The organism is Pseudomonas hydrolytica (assembly GCF_021495345.1).
GTDB classification, from domain to species: domain Bacteria; phylum Pseudomonadota; class Gammaproteobacteria; order Pseudomonadales; family Pseudomonadaceae; genus Aquipseudomonas; species Aquipseudomonas hydrolytica.
Window position 1 is genome coordinate 2,764,186 of the sequence record NZ_CP099397.1, and the last position, 24,837, is coordinate 2,789,022.

The 24,837-nt window shown below is 62.5% G+C and carries 32 protein-coding genes; 24 read left to right on the forward strand and 8 right to left on the reverse strand.

Annotated elements, in window-relative coordinates; all coding sequences use genetic code 11:
• Position 1: 1 nt before the first annotated feature.
• From L1F06_RS12795 to L1F06_RS12805, 3 genes are all read right to left on the reverse strand, one after another.
• A complete protein-coding gene (locus L1F06_RS12795; RefSeq protein ID WP_129482367.1) occupies positions 2–622 on the reverse strand; it encodes a hypothetical protein in 621 nt (206 codons plus the stop codon).
• A 1-nt stretch (position 623) separates the two neighbouring features.
• Positions 624–980: a hypothetical protein gene (locus tag L1F06_RS12800; protein WP_129482366.1), complete on the reverse strand. Its 357-nt coding sequence runs from the start codon at positions 978–980 to the stop codon at positions 624–626.
• A 123-nt stretch (positions 981–1,103) separates the two neighbouring features.
• A complete protein-coding gene (locus L1F06_RS12805; protein WP_129482365.1) occupies positions 1,104–1,526 on the reverse strand; it encodes a hypothetical protein in 423 nt (140 codons plus the stop codon).
• A gap of 345 nt (positions 1,527–1,871) precedes the next feature.
• Here L1F06_RS12805 and L1F06_RS12810 point away from each other — a divergent pair, with 345 nt between their 5' ends.
• The 5 genes from L1F06_RS12810 (at position 1,872) to L1F06_RS12830 (ending at position 5,686) form a co-directional block, all read left to right on the forward strand.
• Positions 1,872–2,042, forward strand: coding sequence for a DUF5983 family protein (locus tag L1F06_RS12810; protein WP_177491106.1), 171 nt, complete (start codon positions 1,872–1,874; stop codon positions 2,040–2,042).
• Positions 2,043–2,352: 310 nt separating this feature from the next.
• Positions 2,353–3,150 carry a GTPase gene (locus L1F06_RS12815; RefSeq protein ID WP_129482364.1) on the forward strand — a complete coding sequence of 266 codons (798 nt, stop codon included), beginning with the start codon at positions 2,353–2,355 and terminating at the stop codon, positions 3,148–3,150.
• A 62-nt stretch (positions 3,151–3,212) separates the two neighbouring features.
• On the forward strand, positions 3,213–3,578 hold the full coding sequence (locus L1F06_RS12820) for a DUF3085 domain-containing protein (protein ID WP_129482363.1): 366 nt from the start codon (positions 3,213–3,215) through the stop codon (positions 3,576–3,578).
• A gap of 123 nt (positions 3,579–3,701) precedes the next feature.
• Complete coding sequence (locus L1F06_RS12825; RefSeq protein ID WP_129482362.1) at positions 3,702–4,544, forward strand: phosphoadenosine phosphosulfate reductase family protein; 843 nt, start codon at positions 3,702–3,704, stop codon at positions 4,542–4,544.
• 248 nt (positions 4,545–4,792) lie between these two features.
• Complete coding sequence (locus tag L1F06_RS12830) at positions 4,793–5,686, forward strand: LysR family transcriptional regulator (protein WP_129482361.1); 894 nt, start codon at positions 4,793–4,795, stop codon at positions 5,684–5,686.
• Positions 5,687–5,723: 37 nt separating this feature from the next.
• On the opposite strand, the gene L1F06_RS12835 is transcribed toward L1F06_RS12830, so the two are convergent.
• The 3 genes from L1F06_RS12835 to L1F06_RS12845 are packed head-to-tail and all read right to left on the reverse strand — an operon-like array spanning position 5,724 to position 8,049.
• Positions 5,724–6,515 (reverse strand): carboxymuconolactone decarboxylase family protein, encoded by a 792-nt coding sequence (locus L1F06_RS12835; protein WP_435301304.1) that lies wholly within the window; start codon positions 6,513–6,515, stop codon positions 5,724–5,726.
• Positions 6,493–6,978 (reverse strand): (R)-mandelonitrile lyase, encoded by a 486-nt coding sequence (locus tag L1F06_RS12840; RefSeq protein ID WP_129482360.1) that lies wholly within the window; start codon positions 6,976–6,978, stop codon positions 6,493–6,495. Before L1F06_RS12840 ends, L1F06_RS12835 begins: the two co-directional genes overlap by 23 nt.
• Positions 6,979–6,996: 18 nt before the next feature.
• Positions 6,997–8,049 carry an alpha/beta hydrolase gene (locus L1F06_RS12845; RefSeq protein ID WP_129482359.1) on the reverse strand — a complete coding sequence of 351 codons (1,053 nt, stop codon included), beginning with the start codon at positions 8,047–8,049 and terminating at the stop codon, positions 6,997–6,999.
• Positions 8,050–8,605: 556 nt separating this feature from the next.
• Here L1F06_RS12845 and L1F06_RS12850 point away from each other — a divergent pair.
• The 9 genes from L1F06_RS12850 to L1F06_RS12890 all read left to right on the forward strand — a co-directional run bounded on the left by L1F06_RS12850 (position 8,606) and on the right by L1F06_RS12890 (position 16,206).
• Positions 8,606–9,517: a DUF3577 domain-containing protein gene (locus L1F06_RS12850; RefSeq protein WP_129482358.1), complete on the forward strand. Its 912-nt coding sequence runs from the start codon at positions 8,606–8,608 to the stop codon at positions 9,515–9,517.
• A 93-nt stretch (positions 9,518–9,610) separates the two neighbouring features.
• The gene (locus tag L1F06_RS12855; protein ID WP_129482357.1) at positions 9,611–10,255 is read left to right on the forward strand and encodes a DUF3275 family protein; all 645 of its coding nucleotides are present in this window, start codon (positions 9,611–9,613) and stop codon (positions 10,253–10,255) included.
• A gap of 91 nt (positions 10,256–10,346) precedes the next feature.
• Positions 10,347–10,694: a hypothetical protein gene (locus tag L1F06_RS12860; protein ID WP_129482356.1), complete on the forward strand. Its 348-nt coding sequence runs from the start codon at positions 10,347–10,349 to the stop codon at positions 10,692–10,694.
• A gap of 102 nt (positions 10,695–10,796) precedes the next feature.
• On the forward strand, positions 10,797–11,138 hold the full coding sequence (locus L1F06_RS12865) for a hypothetical protein (protein WP_129482355.1): 342 nt from the start codon (positions 10,797–10,799) through the stop codon (positions 11,136–11,138).
• 104 nt (positions 11,139–11,242) lie between these two features.
• A complete protein-coding gene (locus tag L1F06_RS12870; protein WP_129482354.1) occupies positions 11,243–11,899 on the forward strand; it encodes a hypothetical protein in 657 nt (218 codons plus the stop codon).
• Positions 11,900–11,966: 67 nt separating this feature from the next.
• Complete coding sequence (locus L1F06_RS12875; protein ID WP_129482353.1) at positions 11,967–13,076, forward strand: DUF6094 domain-containing protein; 1,110 nt, start codon at positions 11,967–11,969, stop codon at positions 13,074–13,076.
• Positions 13,077–13,132: 56 nt separating this feature from the next.
• On the forward strand, positions 13,133–13,453 hold the full coding sequence (locus L1F06_RS12880) for a methyltransferase (RefSeq protein ID WP_129482352.1): 321 nt from the start codon (positions 13,133–13,135) through the stop codon (positions 13,451–13,453).
• 86 nt (positions 13,454–13,539) lie between these two features.
• A complete protein-coding gene (locus tag L1F06_RS12885; RefSeq protein ID WP_129482351.1) occupies positions 13,540–13,845 on the forward strand; it encodes a hypothetical protein in 306 nt (101 codons plus the stop codon).
• Positions 13,846–13,932: 87 nt separating this feature from the next.
• Positions 13,933–16,206: a helicase-related protein gene (locus tag L1F06_RS12890; protein WP_129482350.1), complete on the forward strand. Its 2,274-nt coding sequence runs from the start codon at positions 13,933–13,935 to the stop codon at positions 16,204–16,206.
• 68 nt (positions 16,207–16,274) lie between these two features.
• Here L1F06_RS12890 and L1F06_RS12895 read toward each other — a convergent pair whose 3' ends face one another.
• Positions 16,275–16,469: a DUF7740 domain-containing protein gene (locus L1F06_RS12895; protein WP_065985228.1), complete on the reverse strand. Its 195-nt coding sequence runs from the start codon at positions 16,467–16,469 to the stop codon at positions 16,275–16,277.
• A gap of 197 nt (positions 16,470–16,666) precedes the next feature.
• Between L1F06_RS12895 and pilL2 the strand changes: the two genes are divergently transcribed.
• From pilL2 to L1F06_RS12930, 7 genes are read left to right on the forward strand one after another with little or no spacing between them, the layout of a single operon-like run.
• Entirely contained in the window at positions 16,667–17,188 is a 522-nt protein-coding gene (gene pilL2, locus L1F06_RS12900; RefSeq protein ID WP_129482349.1) for a PFGI-1 class ICE element type IV pilus protein PilL2, read from the forward strand.
• Positions 17,185–17,838: a hypothetical protein gene (locus L1F06_RS12905; protein ID WP_065985226.1), complete on the forward strand. Its 654-nt coding sequence runs from the start codon at positions 17,185–17,187 to the stop codon at positions 17,836–17,838. The genes pilL2 and L1F06_RS12905 overlap by 4 nt, the downstream gene beginning before the upstream one ends.
• Before the next feature lie 9 nt (positions 17,839–17,847).
• Complete coding sequence (locus tag L1F06_RS12910; protein WP_065985225.1) at positions 17,848–18,573, forward strand: TIGR03759 family integrating conjugative element protein; 726 nt, start codon at positions 17,848–17,850, stop codon at positions 18,571–18,573.
• The gene (locus L1F06_RS12915; protein WP_065985224.1) at positions 18,573–19,136 is read left to right on the forward strand and encodes a lysozyme family protein; all 564 of its coding nucleotides are present in this window, start codon (positions 18,573–18,575) and stop codon (positions 19,134–19,136) included. The genes L1F06_RS12910 and L1F06_RS12915 overlap by 1 nt, the downstream gene beginning before the upstream one ends.
• A gap of 47 nt (positions 19,137–19,183) precedes the next feature.
• Positions 19,184–19,660: an integrating conjugative element protein gene (locus L1F06_RS12920; protein ID WP_435301319.1), complete on the forward strand. Its 477-nt coding sequence runs from the start codon at positions 19,184–19,186 to the stop codon at positions 19,658–19,660.
• A 10-nt stretch (positions 19,661–19,670) separates the two neighbouring features.
• Positions 19,671–21,842 carry a type IV conjugative transfer system coupling protein TraD gene (traD, locus tag L1F06_RS12925; RefSeq protein WP_065985222.1) on the forward strand — a complete coding sequence of 724 codons (2,172 nt, stop codon included), beginning with the start codon at positions 19,671–19,673 and terminating at the stop codon, positions 21,840–21,842.
• Complete coding sequence (locus tag L1F06_RS12930) at positions 21,839–22,588, forward strand: TIGR03747 family integrating conjugative element membrane protein (RefSeq protein ID WP_065985221.1); 750 nt, start codon at positions 21,839–21,841, stop codon at positions 22,586–22,588. The genes traD and L1F06_RS12930 overlap by 4 nt, the downstream gene beginning before the upstream one ends.
• A gap of 34 nt (positions 22,589–22,622) precedes the next feature.
• Here L1F06_RS12930 and L1F06_RS12935 read toward each other — a convergent pair whose 3' ends face one another.
• A complete protein-coding gene (locus tag L1F06_RS12935) occupies positions 22,623–23,555 on the reverse strand; it encodes a DUF6710 family protein (RefSeq protein WP_065985220.1) in 933 nt (310 codons plus the stop codon).
• A 296-nt stretch (positions 23,556–23,851) separates the two neighbouring features.
• Here L1F06_RS12935 and L1F06_RS12940 point away from each other — a divergent pair, with 296 nt between their 5' ends.
• The 3 genes from L1F06_RS12940 (at position 23,852) to L1F06_RS12950 (ending at position 24,828) form a co-directional block, all read left to right on the forward strand.
• Positions 23,852–24,223 (forward strand): integrative conjugative element protein, RAQPRD family, encoded by a 372-nt coding sequence (locus L1F06_RS12940; protein WP_065985219.1) that lies wholly within the window; start codon positions 23,852–23,854, stop codon positions 24,221–24,223.
• Positions 24,220–24,453, forward strand: a complete 234-nt coding sequence (locus L1F06_RS12945; RefSeq protein WP_065985218.1) for a TIGR03758 family integrating conjugative element protein — start codon at positions 24,220–24,222, stop codon at positions 24,451–24,453. Before L1F06_RS12940 ends, L1F06_RS12945 begins: the two co-directional genes overlap by 4 nt.
• Before the next feature lie 72 nt (positions 24,454–24,525).
• Positions 24,526–24,828 (forward strand): TIGR03745 family integrating conjugative element membrane protein, encoded by a 303-nt coding sequence (locus L1F06_RS12950; protein WP_244268119.1) that lies wholly within the window; start codon positions 24,526–24,528, stop codon positions 24,826–24,828.
• Positions 24,829–24,837 lie beyond the last annotated feature (9 nt).

Sequence of the window (24,837 nt, forward strand, 5' to 3'; positions counted from 1 at the left end):
ATTATTCCTCGGGCCAGCGATAGTCGCTGCCAGATATGAAAGTATCGGTTGGGAGCACCGCTGCGGCGGCTGCGCAGAAGGTAACGAAGTCCTGCTTGCGATTGACCAGTGCCTGCACCGTCCTGATATCCGCGGTCTTGACGCGATAATCGACCAGATGGTTGCGGGTGTAGCGGTACGAGCCGGGGTTGATGATCAAGCGCATGCTGCCACGGCTATAGCAATGCAAGATGCTGATGTCGGCTGGCGACTTGCCGACCATCGTGGCAGCCTGGCGCAGCAGTGCCATGTCCCGTTGCTTCTGCTCCTCGGCGAGGATACGCGCTCGCTCGGAGGCCTGAACTGCGGAGGCGGCACGATGAGCGGCAGTTCGACGTTCCTCCTCGTAGCGGGCCTGTGCAGCGGCGTCTCGGGCGATGCGCTCCGTCTCGCGTGCGCGTGCAGCTCGGATTTCCGCCTCTGAGGCCTCACGCGCGATCCGAGCCTTCTCGGCCTCGGAAAGCATCATGTCCCGCATGGCCTGTGCCGCTGCCGGACTCCGCCTGAGCGATTCCAAGCAGCAAGCCCGTGCCAGCTCCACAAGCTGGTCGTCGCTGATATCCGAGAAATCGAGACCGTCCATTTCAGCCCTCCTCCGAGGTTTCCACGGCCTCGATCATCTCATCCACGGAAACACCCAGCGCAGCCGCGTAGACAGCATTGGCACTGCCGTAGTGCGACAGCAGTGCATGGGTGACTGCCGCAATCTGCTTGTGGGTTACGTGGGAGTATCGGCTGCGGGGGTTCTGCATCGTGTAAACGATGCTGGTTATCTTCTCATCGCCCAAGGTACTGGCGAGTTTCAGCAATTGCGGGACGTTGAAAAAGCCCCCCTTCTGGAACAGGCCGGTTTCAACGGCATACTTGTCGGCGTCACCGGGCATGTAACGGGCGTCCGCTCGTTTAATGATGCCGGCCACATAGCCGATATAAGCGTCCATGGCTTTCTCCTGACGAGATCTTTCCGGCTACTCACCGCCGGCGGGTGTGCGTCAACTTCTGGCACCCGGGTAACCTATCCCGGATAAATGCCAGGATTCAATACGCCAACACTGTCAATCTGATCAATGCTCGCGCCAGGGGGCCAGACAGGGAATTTCCGCAACCTTCCGATACTTGCCAGGCAGGCACAATTGCTCTCCCTCGCGCGTCCACACGGTGACCACGAAACCACCACCCTGATCGGTGTCCGGCAGGCGCCGGTCGGATTGTTCAGCGACCAGGTGCAGGCAGTACGGCGCGTCACTGCCGTCCTCGAACAGCAGCTCCCACGCTTCACGACCACCCAGCTGATGCCACGGTCCCTGGCTGACGATCACATAGCGGCCGGCCCGCATATCGGCCAGCGCTGGCACCAGTGTGTCCGGCAGAAGCACTCGGCCCGCACCGGCGTTCCATGAAAGAAATGCGTAACCCTTGGCGGCGTGCTGGCTGTCCCAGTAGTTCGTATGCGCGACAGCCTGTCCGTTGTTCTCGATGATGTGCATTGCCCTTCGCTCTCGTAGCTACGGTGCCCATTCCCCGTGTCGAGGTGGACAGCACCAGGTGAATCCCAGGTGGATCAGCGCATGGGGCGCTCATTGCCAATACGGGTGCGGCGAAACGTCAATACTCCCTCGATGTTCTGAGCGAGGAGCTGAATCAGCTCGACACGTCTGCTGCCAGAATTGGCGGCATGCCCATCAACCAAGGCCTTCAAGGCTGCGCCGTGCCCCGTCGCACGGGCCATTTTCTTCTGCGGACGTCCCTACGTCCAGCCGCGGAACTCCACAGGTATATACCTGACCACAACACCATCCGATCGAAACACAATTTGGACGACGGACAACCTGTTGCACGTCGAAGGTATCACCGCTGAGCGGCTGCGTAAGGAGCACCTGGACAAGGATGTTCCAGCATCACTGGTAGACGTCCTGCATCAAGCGGCCGATGCCGACGTTCGCATCCTGATTCTGGATGCCGATGCCCCCACGCTCGGCGGAATCGCGCTGTATCAGGCGTAAGGCCGGACACCTGGGCCGCAGAGTCTCTCTATCAGCCCCTCATCGAGAGGCTTTTTCTCGTCTGGAGAACGGCCAATACGGTGACCACCGGATTCGATTTGCCACGCGCAAACCGACCGCCAGCGCACCATCGTTGCCGCATGTTCGCTGGCGTCGCCGGCAACATCCCAGGCAGTCGAGACCTTAAAGGCTGCGGTGCGGTTCACCGCATTGGTTGCACTGTTACCCGGCGCATGTCGCGCCATCCACCCCTCAAGGGACATCCTCCCTTGCGGGCGGGAGTCCCTTGTTTTCCATCAAGGAGTCTCCAATGGATACCCAAGCTATCCGCGCACAAATGCCCGTTCTGGTCGCTGGTCATGTTCCCCGTAATGTCCACACGTTCAAGTTCAATATCTTCGATGGACAACCCAAGGTCTCGACGCTGGGCTTCCACATCGATCCCAGGCCATTCGAGGGCAAGGTGATCGCTGACACCGGCGACGCCATCGTCGTCAAGACCGGCCGTACCGAGTTCGCTGTACTCGACCGCGCACTCCTGACCGAAGTACCTGGCGAAGGCACCAAGGTGCAGGTCCAGCCATATGCCCGCCGCCGTTTCGACGGCCTGCGCGCGGACACACCGGAAGAACGCACCGAGTACACCGCAGACGGCACGCCCTATAAGGTGCAAACGCACATCCTCGGTTCCGCGCCGGCCAAGCTGCCGATCCCGCAACCACGCTGCCCAGAGTTGCAGGATCTCATCAACCAGCTGGAACAGTTGCCTGCTCCCGACGGCTTCCGCCACATCACCCACTTGCTGGTGGATGCCGGCGCGCAGGACTTCTCCATCGTCGACCCGCTACCCGACGACATCATCAAAACGCCTCCATCGATCAGCTTCACCGTTGCCACAGCAAAGTTCCAGGGTCAGGTCATCGTGTTGTACGAACGGGCCGACGACCTCTACGCGATCGAGCTGAAACGCGACGGAGAACTCGTCGAACGCATCGATCAAGTGTTCTTCGACTCGCTCGGGGAAACGCTGGAGCAACTGATCGACGATGGAAGTTGGCGGCGCATCCGCGTGCAATACCTGTCGGGGAGCAAACCCACCCGGCACTGACCGCACCGCTTCTCGCCCTTGCGGCAAGAAACCCCTCATCCATAAGTCAGGAGATCATATCCATGTCTCTACGATTCAAAGGCGCGGACCTGCGCCCCGTGCTTGCCGAAGCGGTTGCCAATCAGTGCCGCGTTATCTTGGTCAAAGACCAGGGCGTGTACTTCCTCGCCGAGCGGGGCGAACGTCGGCCCGATGGACGCCAGACGTTGCTCGCCTTTGCAGTCGGCTGCAATCCAGACATCGATCCATTCGATGACTGGTGGGAGTTGGCAAGAACCGAGCTCGGCGGCGATGACTTCGGCGAGGACTTCGACCCGAAAGACAAGGTTTTCGGACACATCCTGAATAGCGAGGACGACCTGGAGTTGTCTGCCACCGCTACCCACCTGTCCCTCAAGCCAGTGCCACCAACACTTGGCGGCAACTGACCTCTCCCACAGCCCCCGTTCGCGGGGGCTTCTTCTGATCGCAGTGCCCCTCGCGCATTCCCCGTCTCCAGGCCGCACCGGCCCCTCGCCGGTTGACGCCGGCCTGCCCCAGGAGACGTCCGCATGCGCGACCCGTTCAAGATCGACCACCCCACCTGCATCAGTTTCAGCGGCGGCCGCACAAGTGCATATATGCTCTGGCGTGTGCTACAGGCCAACGGCGGATTGCCCCCGACAACCGTGGTCTGCTTCGCCAATACCGGCAAAGAAGTCGAGCCTACGTTGCGATTCGTGCGCGAATGCGCCGAGCGCTGGAAAGTGCCTATCCATTGGCTCGAATACCGAACCACGGAAGTGGGATTCGCAGAGGTAGATTTCGCCACCGCCAACCGACAGGGCGAGCCGTTCGAGGCGTTGATCCGCCACCGCCAGTATCTACCGAACCCTGTTGCCCGCGCCTGCACCACCAGCTTGAAGATCCGACCGATGCACAAATTCCTGCGCGGCCTTGGCTGGACGGAGTGGGATCAGTTCATCGGCATTCGCGCCGACGAGCAGCGCCGCGTCGCCAAAATTCGCGCGCGAGGTCATTCCACCGAGTCGGCCAGCGAGATCATGTGCATGCCGCTGGCTGAGGCCGGCATCACGGTGCATGACGTGATCGACTTCTGGCAGTCCCAACCCTTCGACCTGCGGTTGCTGAGCGTCAACGGTCGAACCTTGGAAGGAAACTGTGACCTCTGTTTCCTCAAGCCCCAGCGTCAGCGCCTGGCACTGATCAAAGCCAGACCCGAGGCAGCCGAATGGTGGATTCGCATGGAGTCGCTGAATCTTGCGAGCAAGCCGAGCGGCGCTAGATTTCGTGCCGACGGTCCCACCTATGCCGAGTTGGCGCGCTTCGCCGCCGATCAGGGAGACCTATTCGACCCAGCCGAAGAGTCCATCTCCTGCTACTGCGGCGACTGACGAGCATGTTTTCTGGCAGTTGTTAGTTCACTTGACTAAGAAAGAGTCCTGCTGATCGGCCAGAAGCAGACATTGGAGCAGACTCCTCCTTGGCCAAAGAAGTCGATCCTATACAAGCAATATTACCGATTCGCTTGTTCTACTGAGCTTGGATGTCGCCGTGACGACTTTCCAAAGTGATGTAGAACCAGAGTAATTAACCGCGCTAGATGGCACAATTGTAATTGGCTTATAACAGAGGCGCATAAATGACCGCTGACAGCTACGATCAGCTCGCGATCTTCTCGGTCGTGGCACAGGAGCGCAGCTTCACCCATGCCGCAGCCAAGCTCGGCATGTCGCAGCCTGCTTTGAGTCGGGCCATGCGTCAGTTGGAGGAACGCCTGGGCGTCAGATTGCTTGCGCGCACCACCAGGAGCGTTTCCCCTACGGAGGCAGGGGAACATCTGCTACGAGTGGTCGCCCCCAGGTTCGAGGAAATCAACACCGAGCTGGGCTTACTCAGCAAGTTTCGCGACAGGCCAGCAGGTAAGCTGCGCATCACCGCTGGCGAGCATTCCGCAATCACGATCCTGCAACCAGTACTCACGAAGCTACTGCCCGACAATCCTGACCTCAACATCGAGATCATCGTGGACTACGGCCTGACCGACATCGTGGCGGAAGGCTACGATGCTGGCGTCCGGCTGGGTGAGCAGGTCGCCAAGGACATGATCGCAGTACGCATCGGCCCCGATATGCGCATGGCCGTTGTCGGCTCCCCGGAGTATTTTTCCCGGCATCCAAAGCCCAAACTCCCGCGCGATCTCATGCAGCACAACTGCATCAACATCCGCCTGCCGACTTACGGCGGTATCTTTCCCTGGGAGTTCGAGAAGGAGGGGCAGGAGCTGAAGGTGCGCGTCGAAGGCCAATTGGTGTTCAACAACATCGCCATGCGTCTGCAGGCTGCCCTCAAGGGGTTGGGGCTGGCCTACATGCCCGAGGATCAGGTGCAGCCGTATGTTGCGGAGGGTCGGTTGATTCATGTGCTGGCGGACTGGTGTGAACCGTTCTCGGGATACCACCTCTACTACCCGAGCCGACACCAGACCTCACCCGCCTTTACATTATTTCGCGATGCTCTGCGCTATTCAGGCTGATTTGACCTGTACCCTCACTGGGTGAGCGAGCCCTGACTCATGGCTGCCGGGTAGCTCCAGCCAGCTGTGTATCCAACGCCTCGCGGGCGCGCTTGGCTGCATCGGTATCACCGTGGTCGGCCAGCACCTGGATCAGTTGGCGCAGCTGCGATTCCGTCAAACCTACCCTCATGCTGGCGGCCATGTGCGAGCGCAGTTGCGCCTCCACGCCGGGCGTGGCGGCCAGCGCCCCGACCGTGGCCAGCTCACGGCTTTGCCAGTCCAGGTTGTCGCGCTCGAAGATGGCGCCGAACAGATGCGCTTGAAGGTACTGGTTAATGATGGGGGCGAAGTCGAACAACGGACCCTGGACGGGTGCACCTGCAATGTGGGTCTGGTTGGCCTTCCCCACCACCAGCAGTTCATTGCCGGTGGGAATGATGCCACTGGGCTCCCGCCCCGGCGCGTCCTGGATGCCACGCCGGTTGCGCTCTTCCACCACCTTCATCAGCTCGGCGAGTGCGTTGAGACTGCGCGGAAAGCCGGTGTAGGCATAGAGCTGCACCAGGACTTCCTTCACCTCGCTGATGGTCAGGCCCGCGTCTAGCCCTTGGTTCAAGACGGCATTGAGCCTGGGCATATCGCTCCTGGCCATGGCGGCCGCAATCAACGGGATGGCCTGCTGCTTGGCGGACAGCGTCTCGGAGGCAGATTGTGCGGAGGGCATGACTTGCTCTTCCACAGTGCCCTGAGCAGCGGGGCTCGGCATAATCCCCAGCCCCAGACTCAGCGCAAATGTCGCTGCCAGCACTCCGAGCTTACAGTGCCTAGCGGGCGTTGTATTGATCATCGGTGACCTTCTCCAGCCATTCCACACTCTTGCCATCCACCGCGCCGCTCACGGCCAAGTGGCTCATTGCCGTCGTCGGAGTGGCGCCGTGCCAGTGCTTGACGCCCGGCGGGCATACGACCACGTCTCCCGGGCGGATCTCCTGTACGGGTTTGCCCCATTCCTGCGTTAGGCCCACGCCGGAAACCACTACCAGCCGCTGTCCTGCGGGATGGGTGTGCCACGCCGAACGTGCGCCTGGCTCGAAGGTCACGTAGGCACCAGAGGCATTGATCTCACCGCTAGCGGGAAACAAGGGATCGACGCGCACCCGACCAGTGAAGTAATCCGCCGATCCTGTTGCCGAAGCCTGTGAGCCTGCCTGGATGATCTGTTGGGCTGCCACAGACTTATTGGCTTCGCCAGCCACGCTGGCGAAGGGAATCGCGGCACATACCGCGATCCCCAGCAGGGTATTGTTCATGGTAACAAGGCCTTCAAGTCAGAGCGTTCTGGCGTAGAACACCGTCAATTTGCCCATTGCAGCGTCCACATACTTCGGCACCCAATAGGTTTCGATATGAGTGGCACCCTCGATCTTGAACAGCTCCTTGTCCTGCGTGCCGGCGGCTTTGGCGAACGCATCCTCACTCATGTACAGACTGTCGGCCTGGCTGCCCGCGATCATCAGCAACGGCTTGTCGATCAGCTCGATCTGATTCGTGGCATCGAAGCTCATCAGATCCAGCAGACTGCTCATGGTGTATCTGAAGGTCGAGTTCGGGTGGGCATGGGTCTTCCCGTAGTACTCGAAACCCTGGCGATACAGATCAAACGGCAGTTTGGCGATCTGCTCATCAGTCAGCGTTGCATCCCCGGCATAGAGTGTTTCTCCGCCCGCTGCTTCCTGAGCACGGGCAGCCGAAGCCTGTTGCAGGCGCTCCTGGATGGTGGACAGTTGCGAATCCTCGTAGCCATTGCGGCGTACCAGCCCGGAGTTGAACATGCTCACAGTCGCGATGGATTGGAATCGCTTGTCGGTTCGCGCCGCCGCCAATGAGTAGCCGCCGCCACCACAGATGCCGAGCAAGCCCAGGCGCGCATTATCAACGCCTGGATAGCCGGCGATGAAGTCCGCCATGCCATGGATGTCCTCGATGCGGTAAGCGGGCTTGTCCACGTTACGCGGCAGGCCGCCACTAGCCCCCTGGTATGCCGCATCGGCAGCAATGGTGATGTAGCCCTGCTCGGCCAGGTGCTGGGCGTACAGGCCGGCGACCTGTTCCTTCACCCCCCCATTGGGATGCGCCACGACGACGGTGGGATATTTCTTCGCAGGGTCATAGTTCGTAGGGGTGTAGATGTTGGCGGCAATATCCAGGCCATTGAGTTTGTACGTGACCGGGTGGATGTTGATCTTGCCCGGCTCGTTCTTCGTGATCGCGCCCTCGTAGGCCAAGGTGAACGGATTCTGCTTGTAGTCCGCCGCCCCAACCTCAGCTGTCGATATCCCGATTATGGCAGCCATGAGAGTGGCCTTTATCGTCTGCTTCATATGGATACTCCTGCCAATCCCTGATTCTGAAAAGCACGGCATGGATTGCTCTCGAAACCGTAGAGATAGGCAATCTACTCTCTGGATATTGATTGATAAATAGCACCAATTTAATAGCACTAATACCAAAAACACATAAATTGAGTTTGAAGCCATACGAGCATCAGCACCGCTTGGGTCGACTGCTGCCGGTCACGACTAATTGAAAAGAACACAATCAACAGACACCGACGGCCTCATCACCTGCTACTGCGGCGACTAACGAATAAGGTCACCGGCAGTTGCCGATTCCCCCTGGCCGGAAGATTCGCGTAGCGCCAGGCTCACCCCATGTTCCGCTGACGTCGTCAGCGACATGCCAGGCAGCTCCGGTCTTCAAGGCTGCCCACGGTTCCCTCGTGTGACCGACCCCGTTCGCACCGCATCACTCGCGCGAACGACTACCGGCTTGCCGGTGGTAGATGCAGATGTTCCTCAACCCATCGCGGGGTTACGCACCTCCCCGCATTGGGTCGGTGTGTCTCCGTGCTCTTGTTCCCAAGTCAGGAGATCCACCATGACCAGCACTACTTCCAACCAGAAGCCGTACTTCGACATCCACACCTCCGGCATCGGCCACATCCAGCGTGTCCGCGAGGTTCAAGGAAAGGCCGGACGTAAAGGCCCTCCATCCCTTTGGTGTACCGTCGCAGCGCTCGTCGGGCCTGCAACAAACCCGTTCAAGCGCTACTTCGACGTGCGGGTCTCCGGTGCCGAAGCCAAGAAACTCATCCAGCCCTACGTCGGCACCGATGATCACCAGCAGCGGCCGCTGGTTCGCTTCCGTCTCGGCGACCTCTGGGTCGACCCGTTCATCCGTCCCAGCGGCGAGCACAAAGGCAAGGCCGCTGCCAGTCTCAAGGCACGCCTGCTGATCGCCGAGTTGATCGACCGCGCCGAGCTGGATCAGATCGAGCAGTATGAACTGATCACCCACGGTATCGGCTACCTGCGAGATCCCAAGGACGTTCCTCGGACGGCTGGCGGTTCGCTCCTGTCGTGCTGCATCGCAGCGCTGACCGGCCCGGTCGACGTTCCCACTGGAGAGCGGGAGTACCGCTACATCAACACCACCGTCACCAGTGCGGCGGCCCAGGAACTGGTACGCCTCTGCGTCCTGCCCGTCGAAGCCAAACAGAAGGTGCTGATTGCCTTCAGGCTCAACGACATGCAAGCCAGTCCGTACATCCGTACCCAAGGCGAGAAAGCAGGTCAAGCAGCGGCCTCACTGGAATCCGAGCTCATCCATATCGGCCTTATCAAGGTCGACGGCAAGCAGGTCCATCCGCAGGAATCCGAGGCCCCCGTCACCGAAGGCGCAACTGCGCCTGGCGAAACGGTTCCCGCCGAAGACGACAGCGCACATCCGCAATCCAGCGCCCCCGCGCAAGCGCCTGCCGAGGAGCCCGCTCGGGCGGCTTCGTTCTAGCCCTTCAAGGCCCAGCTATTCCGCTCTGGCACGCCACCTGGTTCCGACCAGGTGGCCGCCTCTCGTCATCCTATCCGCACAAGGAGAAACACCATGGATTCCACGGTCGCTCCCCAGGCAGCCTCACCCATCATCGTTCCAGGCCAGCTCACCCTGCGCACGATCCGCGGCCGCAACGGCCCGTTCACGGTTGGTCGCCTCACTACGCACCTCGGTGTGTTCGAGGTGAAAGACGCGGAACTGGAGCAATACCCCGAAGGTAAATACGACGGGGAATTCGTCATCCGCTACATCTACCCGAAGGCCTATCCGACTGGCGGCGGCATGCGCTTCGAGATTCGCGCCAGCCTGGATGGCATGACTCTTTCGGGCATCGACAAGCTGAGTCGCGACGAAGCACGTGGCTTTGCCTCCCAAGACGTTGATCCGCTCGATGAAGAGCTGAGCTCGCAACCGCTGGCAGCACCCACTGCCGCACCGAACCCAGCGCCAGCCCCCGTGCTGGCATCGACAACTGCTCCATTGGGCGATACCACGGCCACTGCCTCCGGCAGTACCGACAGCGACGATGCTGCATTGTTCGGCCTGCTGTGGCCGCTGGGCGAGTCGGTAAAACTGGACTCGACCATCGACCGCCGCACGCTGCGCCTGCAGATCGCACGCCTGGGTGTACTGGGCTACGCGCTCGACTTCAAGTCACAGCAATGGAACCAGCAGCCTGACCAACAAGCTGCGTGATCATCATCGCCGCACTCGCGGTGTTTCATCTACCCGCCGGGGTTCCTTCCCCTACGCGGGGAGGGCTCTGGTTTTTCTGGAGGACTCCAGCATGTCAACCACCACCAGCAATACCCCCTCACAACCCATCGGGAATACCCGCCCCGCACTTGATGAACCAGCGTGGCAGAAAATCTGCGAGACGGCAGCCGCACAAGCCAGACATGGTTGCGGACAGTCTCACGACTACTACGTCGAACGGTTCAGTGCAGCGATTGATACTCACGTTGATCAGTTGCCCGAACACCAGCGCTCATGGGCTCTGCATATCGCCATCGAGGAATGGGGCTACGCCACACTTGCCGAGAGGGAAGAGACCCTGAACTGGAATGCTGAAAACGGCTATTGCAGGCACGGGATAGCGCTGGATTGTTGCCCGGCCGGTTGCGGTTCGTACTGAGGACTGGCGCTTGGCTCCATAGCTGCTCACGCGGCATTTCATCACCCGCCGGGGCGACCCCGATGGGGAAGCATCCGGCGATTTCAAGCGAGGAGCTTCACCATGAGTCAGCACCGCTTCGACACCGTTCACAAGGGATTTCCCATCACCGTCATACTCGGCTGGGATCGACCGATGAAGCACTTCTTCCTGATCATCAAGAAGCCCCCCGAGCTGATCGACGATGCAGCGCGGGTCGAAGACGACGACTACTTGTACAGCAACCTGCACGAGCGCAATCCGTTCAACCATGACCTGGACTACTACCGAGAAGTCCTGCGTCATTTTCAGATCCTAGTGCCGGAAAGCCTGTTCACCGAGGTTCAGCGTGACCTCGAAAACAATACCGGCAACCGCATCGCCAAGCATCAGCCCGACGGTTCGTTCACCGAACTGGCGTTCTGAGCGTCCGTGCGGATCGATCACCTGATCCGCGGTCTTTCATCCCTGACGGGGCAGCCACTGCCCTTGCGGGTGGTGCTGCTCCTCCTTTCATCGAGGACATCACCATGCCTGTACCTTCATCGCCCGCAACGCTGTATCGCATCGACGAGTGCGCCGACCTGATGGCCGACGCCTGCATCCGCGACGAACAGGGAAACCTGATCTTTATCTCGGTCTGGGCGCGGGACACCGCTATCCAGCAGTTCCTGGCCCGGTTGACCCTGGCCCGCGACGAGGATGGGCTGGACCACTTCCACCTCATCACTGAGCAAGGTGGCTCCGTCCCCATCTTCATTGGCACGGTCGAGCGTCTGGAAAAACGCCTGACCCGCTCCTACCGCCGCACGCTGTTCGGCTCGATGGTCAACCTCTGGCTGTTCGACCAGCGCTGCATACGGCCCGACAAGGGCACGTCCAGCGCCCTGGCGCTGCTGCCGTGCTCGGTAACCGATCCAATGCCACGCCTGTGGCAACTGGTCAGGGACACCTGCCCACTCCCATTGCTGGATCACTGGCAGGCCCCCGTACTGGCGCTGCTGCGCGATCACAACATGCTCCAGGACCTGCCGGTGGCTCTCGGGCCGCTACGCGGATTACGCCTGGGGCTGGACGTTCCAGCGCTGACCGAAGCGCTGGGCGAACTGATCCGCGATGGCGTACTCACCGCCTACGCACCACGGCAGTCGGCAACCACCGACCTGCCGTTGGAAGCCGTGGCCTGATGCACCTGCAGCGGACGCGCCCCGCGCGCGTCCGCCTTCCTTCATCCACGCCAATCAGGAGACTCCCATGGCTCTTATGTTCCCCAGGCTCGCAAGGAATTTCGCCAAGAACGGCTACTACCCGACCGACGAGTCCACCCTTGAAAGAGCGCTCAGCGCACTGACCCCCAGCAATGGGCCGATGTGCATTCTCGACCCTTGCGCCGGCGAAGGCGTCGCCATTGCGGAAGCCGCGCATGCCCTCGGGCGTGATCAGATCACCGCCTATGCGGTGGAGTACGACCAGGAACGCGCCAACCATGCGCGGCTGCTGGTCGATCACTGCATCCAAGGTGACTTGATGGATGCGTTTATCGCGCGGCAGAGCTTCGGCCTGCTGTGGCTCAACCCGCCCTACGGCGATCTCGCCAGAGACGCCAACGGCAACATGGGCTACGAGGGCAGAGGCCGCGCCAGGCTGGAAAAGCTGTTCTACCAGAAGACCCTGCCGCTGCTGCAGTACGACGGCATCCTCGTCTTCATCGTGCCCTCCTACGTGCTCGACCAGGAACTGGTCGGCTGGCTCACACGGCACTTCGCCGACCTGTGCATCCACCGAGCGGTAGATACGCAGTTCAAGCAGGTTGTCGTGTTCGGCCGCCGAACCCGCCAGCGCGAGCTGGTGGGCGACGACGTGAAATCCATCCGCACCCGGCTGCTGCAAATCGGGCAAGGCGAACTCGACGCGGAAGAACTTCCAGCCGAGTGGCCGCTACTCCCCTATGTCGTCCCCGCTGCACTGAGCGAGCCCGAGCACTTCTATCGCATCAGCATGGAGCCGGCGCAGTTCGCCGAGGAAGTGCAGCGCCTGCAGGGCCTGTGGCCGTCGTTCGAGACCCATCTCGGTGCCGCGCAGCAGTCCTTGCGTGCTCCGGCGCGCGCCTTGTCCCACTGGCACCTGGCACTGGCCCTCGCGGCCGGCGCGATCTCTGGTGTCGTGCAGTCCAAGAGCGGTCGAATCCTGGCCGTCAAGGGCGACACCCACAAGCAGAAAAGCACCAGCACGGAATACCGCGAGCGCGACGATGGTTCCATCGCCGAAACACGCATTCTCACGGACAAGTTCGTGCCGGTGATTCGCGCCTGGGACCTCTCCCCAGGCTCGGCAACGCTGGGCCGAATCATCACCATCCACTGATCCCCACCGGGCGGTTCGCCGCCCTGCTGTTTTCATCCCACAAAAGGAGCAACGCCATGTTTCCACGTTTCCGCAAGCGGCCTGCGCCGCAGGCACAACCGTTGTTCGCCCTAGGCTCGTTGCAGTTGAGCGAGAAGGTGTACTGGCTGGCCAGCAAAAGCCTTATCGACCCCCTGCCCTACGTCCAACGCCATCTGGCTGGAGACTGGGGCGACGTCGGCGAGGCCGAGCAGCAGGCCAACGCAGTGGCTCTCGATCAGGATGCGCCCATACGTTCTCGCTACCGGATCACGCCACACCTGTTTCTGCTCGTGATCACCAGCGATGACCATCGCACAACCGTCGTTCAACTGCCCGAGGAAAGCCACCTGGTCTGACGGCACGCAATCGTCTTCACCCACCCAATCGGGGCATGGCCCCCGAGGGAGCCAAGCCCTGAGCACTCCACGAAAGGAGCACACCCATGGCACCCCAACCTCCAACCGGCGACCGCCGTTCCTTGCTGTTTGCGATAGGCGCATTGATTTTCAGCCCCGGCATCGACCGCGTGATGCGGGAAGGCCGCCTCGATCCTCTGCCGTACTTCCAGCGCCATAGCCGTGGCGATTGGGGGGACATCACCGACGCGCAGTGGCAAGCGAACAACGCCGCCCTGCAATCCGGTGATCGACTCGAGTCCTCCTACACGGTTCATCGTGAACTGAGCATCTGCATCTTCACCGAAGCAGACCGCAGCGCAACCCATATCGTGCTGGCGTCCGAGCGCTGATTCGGCCGTCACCGATTTCTCTCATCCCACGGGGCATGTCACCGCCCCTTGGGGAGGTGCACGCCCCATACTCCATGGAGCATCACCATGTCCCTCGATCTTGAAACCATCCCCGATACCGTCGTGCAGGGCGACCTGCTCGAAGCCGAGGAATCGCCCCTTTCGCTCAGCCTGCAGGACTTCGTATCCGAATTCGGCGACGAACTGCTCGACTCTCTCAACCGCGCCAACCCGCCGGTCTACGCCGGCCAGGCACAGGTGCATCGGCAAATCGTCGTCGCCAGCCTCAAGCGGCAGTTGTTCGCGGCGCAAGCCGATGTGGTCCATGCCGTCGCCGAGCTGTTGGTCGACCGTGGAGAGCGCGCGGCGATCGTCAATGGCGAGATGGGCTGCGGCAAGACGACGGTGGGCATTGCCACCGCCGCCGTGCTCAATGCCGAAGGCTATCGCCGCACCCTGGTGCTCTCGCCGCCGCATCTTGTCTACAAGTGGCGGCGGGAAATTCAGGAGACGGTTGCCGGTGCCAAGGTCTGGGTGCTCAACGGACCGGACACGCTGGTCAAGCTGCTGAAGCTGCGCGAGCAGTTGGGCGTATCGCCACAGGGCCAGGAGTTCTTCGTCCTGGGCCGCGTGCGCATGCGACTGGGTTTTCACTGGAAGCCGGTCTTCACCCGGCACCGCACTCGTCACGGCGAAGTGGGTGCATGTCCTGACTGCGGCCAGGTCATCACCGACCTGGACGGCGAACCGATCAATCCGATCGAGCTCGAAGCCGAGGAATACCGCCGCAAGTGCAGCCAGTGCGCCACGTCGCTGTGGACGCTGATTCGTCCAAGGAGCCTGTCCGCCAGCGACCAGTCCTCTGCCGTGCTCAAAGCGCTGAAACGTATTCCCACCATTGGTGAAGTCACCGCGCAGAAGCTGATGCAGAAGTTCGGTGATGCGTTCCTCGCGTCGATGCTCGGCGACAACATCCACGAGTTCATCAACCTGATGGATGGCAACGGCGAACTGGTCTTCTCGGATCGGCAAGCCCACCGGATGGAACGGGCAATGGCAAGTATGGAGTTCGGCTTCGGCGAGGGCGGCTACCAGCCGTCCGAATTCATCAAACGCTACCTGCCGCAAGGCACGTTCGGCCTGCTCATCGCAGACGAAGCGCACGAGTACAAGAACGGCGGCAGCGCCCAAGGCCAGGCCATGGGCGTACTGGCGGCGAAGTCGCGCAAGACCTTGCTGCTCACCGGCACGCTGATGGGCGGTTATGGCGACGACTTGTTCTACCTGCTGTTCCGCGCCTTGCCTGGGAGGATGATCGAAGACGGCTACCGGCCTTCCAAGAGCGGCAGCATGACGTCGGCTGCGATGGCATTCATGCGCGATCACGGCGTGCTCAAGGACATCTACTCCGAGAGCACGGGCACGGCGCACAAGACCGCCAAGGGCAGCAAGATATCGGTGCGCACGGTCAAGGCACCCGGTTTCGGTCCTAAAGGCGTGCTGCGCTGCGTCTTGCCGTTCACCGTGTTCCTCAAGCTGAAGGACATCGGTGGCAACGTGCTGCCGCCTTACGACGAGGAATTCCGCGAGGTCGCCATGGATGACGAGCAGGCCTCCGCCTACCGCAACCTGTCGGCGCGGCTGAGCCAGGAACTGAAACAGGCCCTGGCGAGACGCGACACGACGTTGCTGGGCGTGGTTCTCAATGTGCTGCTGGCCTGGCCGGATACGTGCTTCCGGGCGGAGACCGTCACGCATCCGCGCACGCGCGAGCTGCTGGCGTTCGTCGCTTCCCAGTTCAACGAACTGGAAGTGATGCCCAAGGAGCGCGAGCTGATCGAGATCTGCAGGCAGGAGAAGGCGGAAGGTCGCAAGACCCTGGTCTACAGCGTCTACACCGGCACACGCGATACGACCTCACGGTTGAAGATGCTGCTGGAGCAGGAAGGTTTCAAGGTGGCGGTACTGCGTGCAAGCGTGGATGCCTCTCGCCGCGAGGACTGGATCGCCGAGCAGCTGGATCGCGGTATCGACGTACTCATTACCAATCCCGAATTGGTGAAAACCGGCTTGGATTTGCTGGAGTTCCCCACGATTGTCTTCATGCAGTCGGGCTACAACGTGTATTCGCTTCAACAAGCCGCACGCCGCTCCTGGCGCATCGGCCAGAAGCTGGCGGTCAAGGTGATCTACCTGGGCTACGCCGCCACCTCGCAGATGACCTGCCTGGCGCTGATGGCCAGAAAGATCATGGTGTCGCAGAGCACGTCGGGAGACGTGCCCGAATCCGGGCTCGAGGTTCTGAACCAGGATGGCGACTCGGTAGAAGTGGCTTTGGCACGGCAACTCGTTGCAGCCTGATCCATGCACCCATGCCGGCGGTCCTTCGGGCTGCCGGCTTTTCTTTTTCCTCTACGTTCCCGCAGTGATCACAGTTCCAACCCCTGCGCCAAGAAACTCACCAGTTCAAGCGGGCTCTGGCTATCGACCACCTTGTAGATCAGATCGCGCTTACTCCGCGGCAGCAACTTCACACAACGCTTCGCCGTCGCTCTCACGGCAGCGTCAGTTCCATGTATTCGCGCGGCCAACAGCAGCGCGAGCGTAGCATCTGTAAGAGTCATGAAATCGCTTACGTCAATTGACAGCGGCAGTTTACCGCCTCACCCGCCATATATTCACCTCGGACGGCCCTGATCACCAAGCAGTCGTGAGGCGTAATTCGTCCACAAGAATCGGCATCACAGAGATTCCCTTTGTTTGCTGATATGGCCTCGCGCAATGGCGATGGTCTCGGCTCGACCTTGCCGAGAGCCGAGCCATGCACGCCATCCGTTCCTACTGCAGTTGCCTGCTGTTGGCCGCACTCGCGGCCGGCTGTGCAACGCCTCCATCGCCCCCTCCCGCTCCCGCTCCCGCTCCCGATGAGGTTACAGCTCCAGCGCCGGAGTACATCCCGGTCGCCCGCTACGGCCGCTACACCCTGGTCGAGCTCGCCCCGACGGCCGCCCAGCAGGATCTACTGCTGCAGGTGGTCGACGTATCCATTCCCGACACCCTCAACGCCAACGTCGCCGACGCGCTGCGCCATGTGTTGCAGCGTTCTGGCTACCAGCTGTGCAACGGACGTGAAACCGACACGCTGGGCAGCCTCCCGTTGCCGGCCGCGCACTATCACCTTGGCCCGCTGCAGCTGCGCGACGCCCTGCTGACCCTGGCTGGGCCGGCGCGGACGCTGCACGTCGACCACAGCGCACGCCGCATTTGCTTCATCCAGCCCTTTGACACACCTGCCGACGCGCCGGATACAGCGCCCAGTGCCGTCGGGGAGTCGCAGCCATGACGACGATGCCAGGCAGTGGGCAACACCGGCACGGCACGCTACTGCGCGCCGCCACCATCACCTGGTTGTTGCTCATCAGCGCCGCCGTCGTGATCGATCACGTCGCGCTGTCGGGGCTGGCAGCACAGGTCGAAACCAACACACCCGGCCTGCAGGTCGCCGTGCTGGAAAAGCGTCTGGCCGAACTGATCCAGCAGGTCGAGCAAGCCCAGCAGCAACCGGACGCCCTGCCCCAGGCACGCTACGAAGTCGAGCGCCAGGCGTTGGAGCAACGACTGAACGCCATCGAGCAGGCACTCGGCAGCCGCCCGACAGCGGACAACCTGCTGCCGCTGCAAGCCCGCATCGAGCAGCTGGAAATGCGGCTCAGCACACCTCGCCCGGCGCCAACGCCCCCGCCCCGTCCTCGGGCAGCCGCCCCCACCACACCGAAGATCATCGAGCCGCCATTCCGGGTGATCGCTGCAGAGCTGCGCGCCGGCGAGCGCTTCCTGTCGATTCTGCCAGCCGCCTCGGGCGCGCTCTCGCAGGTTCGCCTGCTGCGCCCCGGCGAGACCGAAGCCGACTGGCATCTCGAAACCATCGAAGGGCGCACGGCCGTGTTCCGCCACGGCGACGACATCCGTCGCCTGCCCGTTCCCGCGCAGTAGGAGGGGCAGATGAAGCAGCGCCATATCGCCCCCGCACTGATCGTCCTGCTGACCAGCAACCTTGCCCAGGGCGCGGAAACCCGCACCGCCGACAACACGCCCAGCCACGAGCGGCCTATGGCCATCGAGCGCACCGACGAGCAACACGCGCGGGACTGGGGGCTAAGCAGCAAGGAATGGGTGCGCTACCGGGCACTGATGCAAGGGCCGCTGGGAATCTACTCGCCCAATATCGATCCGCTCACCGCGTTGGGCATCGAGGCGCGTTCCGAGCAGGAACGGCAGCGCTATGCGGAGCTGCAGGTCCAGGCCGAAGCGCACCGTGTCGAGAAATTACTCGCTTACCAACGGGCCTACGACGACGCCTGGCAGCGGCTCCACGCCAACATGCCGCGGGTCATCCTCCCCGATGCCGGCCCGGCATTCTCGCCGGCCACGCCGGCAGGGAACGAACGGATCGCCGTATTCGTCAACGACGCCTGCGCGGCATGCGATCAGACCACCCTGCGGCTGCAGGCGACGGGCATGGAGTTCGACATCTACGTCGTCGACAGCCGCGCCGACGACGCACGCATCCGCGCCTGGGCGCAGCGTATTGGGATTGACCCGGCCAAGGTGCGCAGCGGCCAGGTCACGCTCAATCACGACTCGGGCCGCTGGCTGTCGCTGGGCCTGCCAGGCGACCTACCAGCGGTCGTGCGCCAGGTCGGCGGCCAATGGCAGCGGCAACCGTAATGTCGCGTCGTACCGCGCTCGTGCTGTTGGCCTGCGTGCTGACCGATACCACTCAGGCGCGGGAAATCCCGCCGCCGGCCTACCAGGTCGCCGCGCAGCGCGCCGGCATTCCCTCGACGGTGCTGTACGCCGTGGCGCTGCAAGAGAGCGGTATCCACCTGCGCGGACGCCTGGTGCCGTGGCCATGGACGCTCAACGTCGCGGGCCAGCCGCAGCACTACGCCACCCGAGCCGAGGCCTGCACCGGGTTGCGCCAGGCACTCAAGCGCACACCTGCCACGCGCATCGACGCCGGCCTCGGTCAGGTCAATCTCGGCTACCACACGCAGCGCTACGCACAGCCCTGCGACCTGCTCGACCCCTATCGCAACCTCGCCATCGCCGCCGAAATCCTGCGTGAGCAGCACACCCCCGGCGACGACTGGCTGCTCGCCATCGGCCGTTACCACCGCCCTGCCGGCGGCGCGCCAGCCGCGCGCTACCGCCACAGCGTCGGCCAACACCTGGCCCGCGTGCTCGGCGAGCCCCGACTGGAAATCACCTCCCGAAGGAACCTGCCATGAAATCCATGACCACCCTCGCCGCCTGCCTCTTTCTGTCGTCGCTGCCAATGATCCCCCAGGCCGACACGCTGACCGTCGTCGCAGACCATGGCGGTACGTCAGCCCTGCCGTACTACGCAGTGCTGAACCTGCAACCGCGCGCCGGCGTGACATCGCCACGCATCGAGATTCCGCGTCCGCCAGCCAAAGCGTTCAGCGAAGCCGACATGCTGCCGGTACGCTCGATGCGCCTGTCGCCGGGCGATGTGGCGCGTCGGGTGATCGAAGCGCCGGGGTTGTCGCCGTTCTTTCTCGTCGGCGACGACGAGCGCTCGCACACCTGGCTGCGCCAGCGGTCACTGCGCCTGCACGAGCTCCATGCGGTGGGCCTGGTCGTCAACGTCACGTCGGCCGAGAACCTGGCCGCGCTGCGCGCGCTGGTGCCGGGACTGTCGCTGTCACCTGTTGCCGGCGACGACCTCGCCGAGCGCATTGGCTTGCGTCACTACCCGGTGCTGATCACGGCAACCGGCATCGAGCAGTGAAACGCCGGCCATGGCCCAGCCCCACGCGATCGAGGTGCTGTTACGGCCAGCCGTGGAGCTGTACACCGTGGCGGTCTGCGCCGCCGCCGCGTTCCTGTCCCTGGCGGCACCCTGGTCGCTCGCGCTGAGCCCAATGATTGGCCTGGGCAGCGCCCTGGCCTTCGCCACCTTCGGTGCGATCCGCCTGCGTGATGCCCTGGTCGTCCTGCGCTATCGGCGCAACATCCGCCGATTGCCGCGCTACGTGATGACCAGCCGTAACGTGCCCGTCAGCCAGCACCGGCTGTTCATCGGCCGAGGCTTTCGCTGGGAACAGCGGCACACCCACCGCCTGACGCAGACGTTCAGGCCCGAATTTCGCCGCTATGTCGAACCCACACCGGCCTACCTGCTGGCGCGCCGCCTGGAAGAGCGGCTGGAGTTCGCACCGTTTCCACTGTCGAAGCTGGCCAGGCTCACCGCCTGGGACATTCCGATCAACCCGCTGCGACCGTTACCTCCAGTCGGTGGCCTGCCCCGGCTGCACGGTATCGAACCGAACGAAGTCGATGTCAGCCTGCCGCTTGGCGAGCGGGTGGGTCACTCGCTTGTCCTGGGCGCGACACGGGTCGGTAAGACCAGGCTCGCCGAGCTGTTCGTGACCCAGGACATTCGGCGGCGCAACGCGGCGGGAGAGCACGAAGTGGTGATCGTGTTCGATCCGAAAGGCGACGCCGACCTGCTCAAGCGCATGTACGTGGAAGCCAAACGCGCCGGGCGCGAACGCGAGTTCTACGTCTTCCATCTGGGCTGGCCGGGCTTCAGCGCACGCTACAACGCCGTGGGAAGGTTCGGGCGGATCAGCGAGGTGGCCACACGCATTGCGGGGCAGCTCTCCGGTGAAGGCAACAGTGCGGCCTTCAGGGAGTTCGCGTGGAGGTTCGTCAACATCATTGCCCGTGCCCTGGTCGAGTTGGGCCAGCGCCCGGACTACCTGCTGATTCAGCGGCACGTCGTCAACATCGACGCGCTGTTCCTCGAATACGCCGCCCACTATTTCGCCCGCACCGAGCCGAAGGCGTGGGAAATCATCGTCCAGCTGGAGGGCAGGCTGAACGACAAGAACATCCCCCGCCACATGCTGGGCCGGGAAAAGCGCGTGGTCGCGCTGGAGCAATACCTCTCACAGGTGCGCACCTACGACCCGGTGCTCGACGGCCTGCGTAGCGCCGTCAGATACGACCGGACGTACTTCGACAAGATCGTCGCGAGCCTTTTGCCATTGCTGGAAAAGCTCACCACCGGCAAAACCGCACAGCTGCTCGCACCGAACTACTCCGACCTGAACGACCCCAGGCCCATCTTCGATTGGATGCAAGTCGTCCGCAAAAGAGCCGTGGTCTATATCGGCCTCGATGCCCTGTCGGATGCAGAAGTGGCGGCCGCCGTCGGCAACTCGATGTTTTCTGATTTGGTATCGATTGCCGGTCACATTTACAAATTCGGCATTGATGACGGGCTGCCCGGCGCGATGGCTGGAGCAAGAGTCCCGATCAATGTTCATGCCGACGAGTTCAACGAGTTGATGGGGGCCGAATTCGTGCCACTCGTCAACAAGGGCGGGGGGGCCGGAGTCCAGATCACGGCATATACCCAGACGCTCTCCGACATTGAGGCCCGTATCGGCAACCGCGCGAAAGCATCGCAGGTGATCGGGAATTTCAATAACTTGTTCATGTTGAGGGTGCGCGAAACCGCGACCGCCGAGCTGCTCACCCGGCAACTGCCGAAAGTAGATGTGTACACGACCACCCTGGTCAGCGGTGCCACCGACAGCTCCGATATTCACGGGGCGACGGACTTCACGTCCAATGCGCAGGATCGCATCAGTACCGCAAGCGTGCCGATGATCGAGCCTGCACATGTGGTCGGTCTGCCGAAGGGCCAGGCCTTTGCCCTGTTGCAAGGCGGGCAGCTGTGGAAAATCCGCATGCCGCTGCCCGCGCCCGATCCTGACGAAATCATGCCCGAGGATCTGCAGCAGCTTGCGGGCTACATGCGCCAGCACTATGCCGAAGCCGGCGAGTGGTGGGAGAACCAGGGCATTCCCGGCCTGCAGGATCAGCCGCTGCCCGACGACCTGCTCGATGGTTTCCGCCACCTTGCCGCCAGCGAGACAAGCAACGCTGAGGATCGGCCATGAGGGACCCGGCCGCCACCACCCAGCGCGCGCAGACCCGTCAGCAAGGCTTGCTCGCCAGCATCATCACCCTGCCACTGCGCATGCTCGCCGTACTGATCGGCTCGCTGCTGCTGTCGATCATCATCGAGTGCGTCGGCATGCACCTGTTCTGGCCCGACCAGGGCTGGCGTCACGCCCAGGGCATGCTCGACTACGAGCTGAACCACCTTTCCACGCACTTCACCCGTAGCGCGGTGGTACAGGAGCCGGGCCGCACCGCGCACCAGATTGTCGAAGGCGCTTACGAATGGATTTTCGTGAAAACCGGCCTGCTCGACTGGATGAGTCAGGCATCGGCGCGCTCGCGAGCGCCCAGCCATGGAGATGCACGAGACATCCGTTTCTACATCAGCCAAGTCTACGCCTGGAGCGAGAACTACCTGATCGCCGCCGCATTCACGATTCTGACGTTCATGGTTCGGCTGCTGGTCCTGGTGCTGACGCTGCCGCTGTTTCTGCTGGCAGCCTTCGTCGGCATGGTCGATGGTCTGGTGCGGCGCGACATTCGCAAGTTCGGTGCGGGCCGGGAGTCGGGTTTCATCTACCACCGCGCCAAGGCGAGCCTGATGCCATTGGCGGTACTGCCGTGGATCATCTACCTCACCCTGCCGATCAGCGTGCATCCGCTGCTGGTACTGCTGCCGAGCGCGGCTCTTCTCGGCCTGGCGGTGAACATCACTGCGGGCAGCTTCAAGAAGTACCTTTAGGTCTGCGCGAAAAACCATCTCCAGCGGAAGTTCCTCAATCGTCCCCACCCGGGAGAACGAGCGTGACCCGATCCAGATCATCGACCAGCGGCCGCCGCCCATAGTGCTCAAGCACCACGCGCACCGGCTGGCCGGCCTGATTGCGGTGAACGAACTCCGCGCCCTCGACGACGATCGCGCGCGCTTCCGCGCCGCCGGCGGCGAAGCCGGCCCGTAACAACGCGCGCGTCGCACCACTGCTGGAAAGTGAATATCCCGTGTCCTGGCCATCGAAGAAAACACGGTAGCAGATGGGAAACCGCTCGTTCCCCGCCTCGCCCTCATCCTCTTCGACAGCCACCTGTGCGTCATAGCGCACCCCATGCTCCACCATCAAGCGCCCGATCTCGAACAGGATGCCAAGCTCTTCGTCGACGGGTTCCCATAGGCGGCAGGCATCATGAGTCCTGACCATGCTCATGCCGTCATAACGCACATGGGCGTAAAGCGGTGAAAGGTCTGTCACCGTCCTGGTCACGACCGAGCCCTCGGCATTGGCAATCCCAGCAGCCAGCGAGTGGTTGCCGCCATGCACCAAAGCAAGGCCGAACGGCAGCAGCAGTTCAACCTGGTGGTTGAAGTCAGCACGCCATTGCCCCATACGGCGCGCATGGCCGATGTTGGCGATGGCGTTCATCAACCGAGGTCGTGACCAGGGGATCGGAAGGATAGGGTCTCTTCCCAGGTACAAGCGATAACGCTCAGGCTGCGAATCGCCAACCACATTGGCGGCGGTCCCCCCCTCCGGGGTCACCTCCACGAGCATCGAACCGATGAAGTCGGACAGGTCATAAGCGCTCCTTACCCCATGCTGGGGACGGTGCGCGGCGGACGTCAAGGTGCGTGCCTGCAAGGGCCCCGCGATCAAACGAACCATACTGGACAACCCCAATGGGTCGACAGTCGCCACCTCCCTGGCCAGCGCCATGACATTCTCGAAACGCTCGCTGCGAGCTTCTTGCTGCTCCTCTAATCGCCGGCGGAAAACCCCTTCAACCAGGTCAATTCCCGAACGTGCTTTCCGCCCATACGCATCCACAGTCCCCTCTTACCTTTCCGCGCTGATCACAGGCCAGCAGGCCGTTCGATAAACCACCCAATTCCTAACCGCCGAGCGCAATAGCCGTCAAGGAAATCGGTCACGCTTAGGTTCCCATTGTTTAAGGCACCACCACAGGCATCTCGGGAGCATCTCGCCATTCCTCGCAAATCGCGGATTGGTAAATGTCGATGCTCCTTCTTCCACCAGCCAATAGGCACTACGCGCAGGCCCTGGCCCCACTGCTGCTCGGCCTGGTTCTTTCAGGCCATGCCAGCGCCGACGACACGACGCCCGAGCACGCCCGCCTTGCGGCCGCACTGCGCCAACTCGACAGCATCGAGCGGCTCATCTCGCAACACGCTACCCACCCGCACGAAGGACGCGCCCGCTACCACTTCGACTACGCACGCCTGAGCGCCGACCTCGACCGCGTACGCGCCGGCATCCGCGACTACCTGACTCCAACCCGCGCGCAACCGCGCGACCCCGCCGTGCTGCTCGGTGACTACCGCCAGCCTGCCGCCCCGCTCCTCGAACCACAGGTCGCGCCATGAACTCCGCGCAGACCACCGCGTTCCAGGCCAACAGCGGCGTCCTCCCCTCCGACGTCTCGATCGTACTGCTCGGTGCGGTTTTCGCCGTGCTGCTCGTGTGGGGTGCCTGGGCGATACGCAGCGCCTACGTCGGCTGGGCGGAGGAACAGCTTTCCCAACGTCAGTTCTTGGTCGTCGTGGTGCGCTTCGTCGTGCTGTACCTGGTGCTGACCTTCTTCCTGCTCTCGTAAGAGGTCGCCATGATGAAGCCGCTCTCCCGCATCGTCCGCCCCCAGCACTTCACTAGCCTGGCTGCACTGCCAATGTTCGGCGTGCTCTCACCTTTCGCCCAGGCCGCCTTGCCCACCCTGGAAAACCCGTCGCGCGGCACTGGCACGGGGATCATGCAAACACTGCAGAACTACGGTTACGACATCGTGATGCTGATCGCCTTATTGGTGGTCGCGTCCATGTTCGTCGGGGTGTGTTACCACGCGTACACCCGCTATGCGGAGATCCACATCGGTCGCTCGACCTGGGGCCAGTTCGGCCTGACCGTGGCAGTCGGCGCGATCCTCCTTGTCGTTGGCATCTGGCTGCTGACCGAAGCCATTGGCGTTCTCTGAACCGAGGAA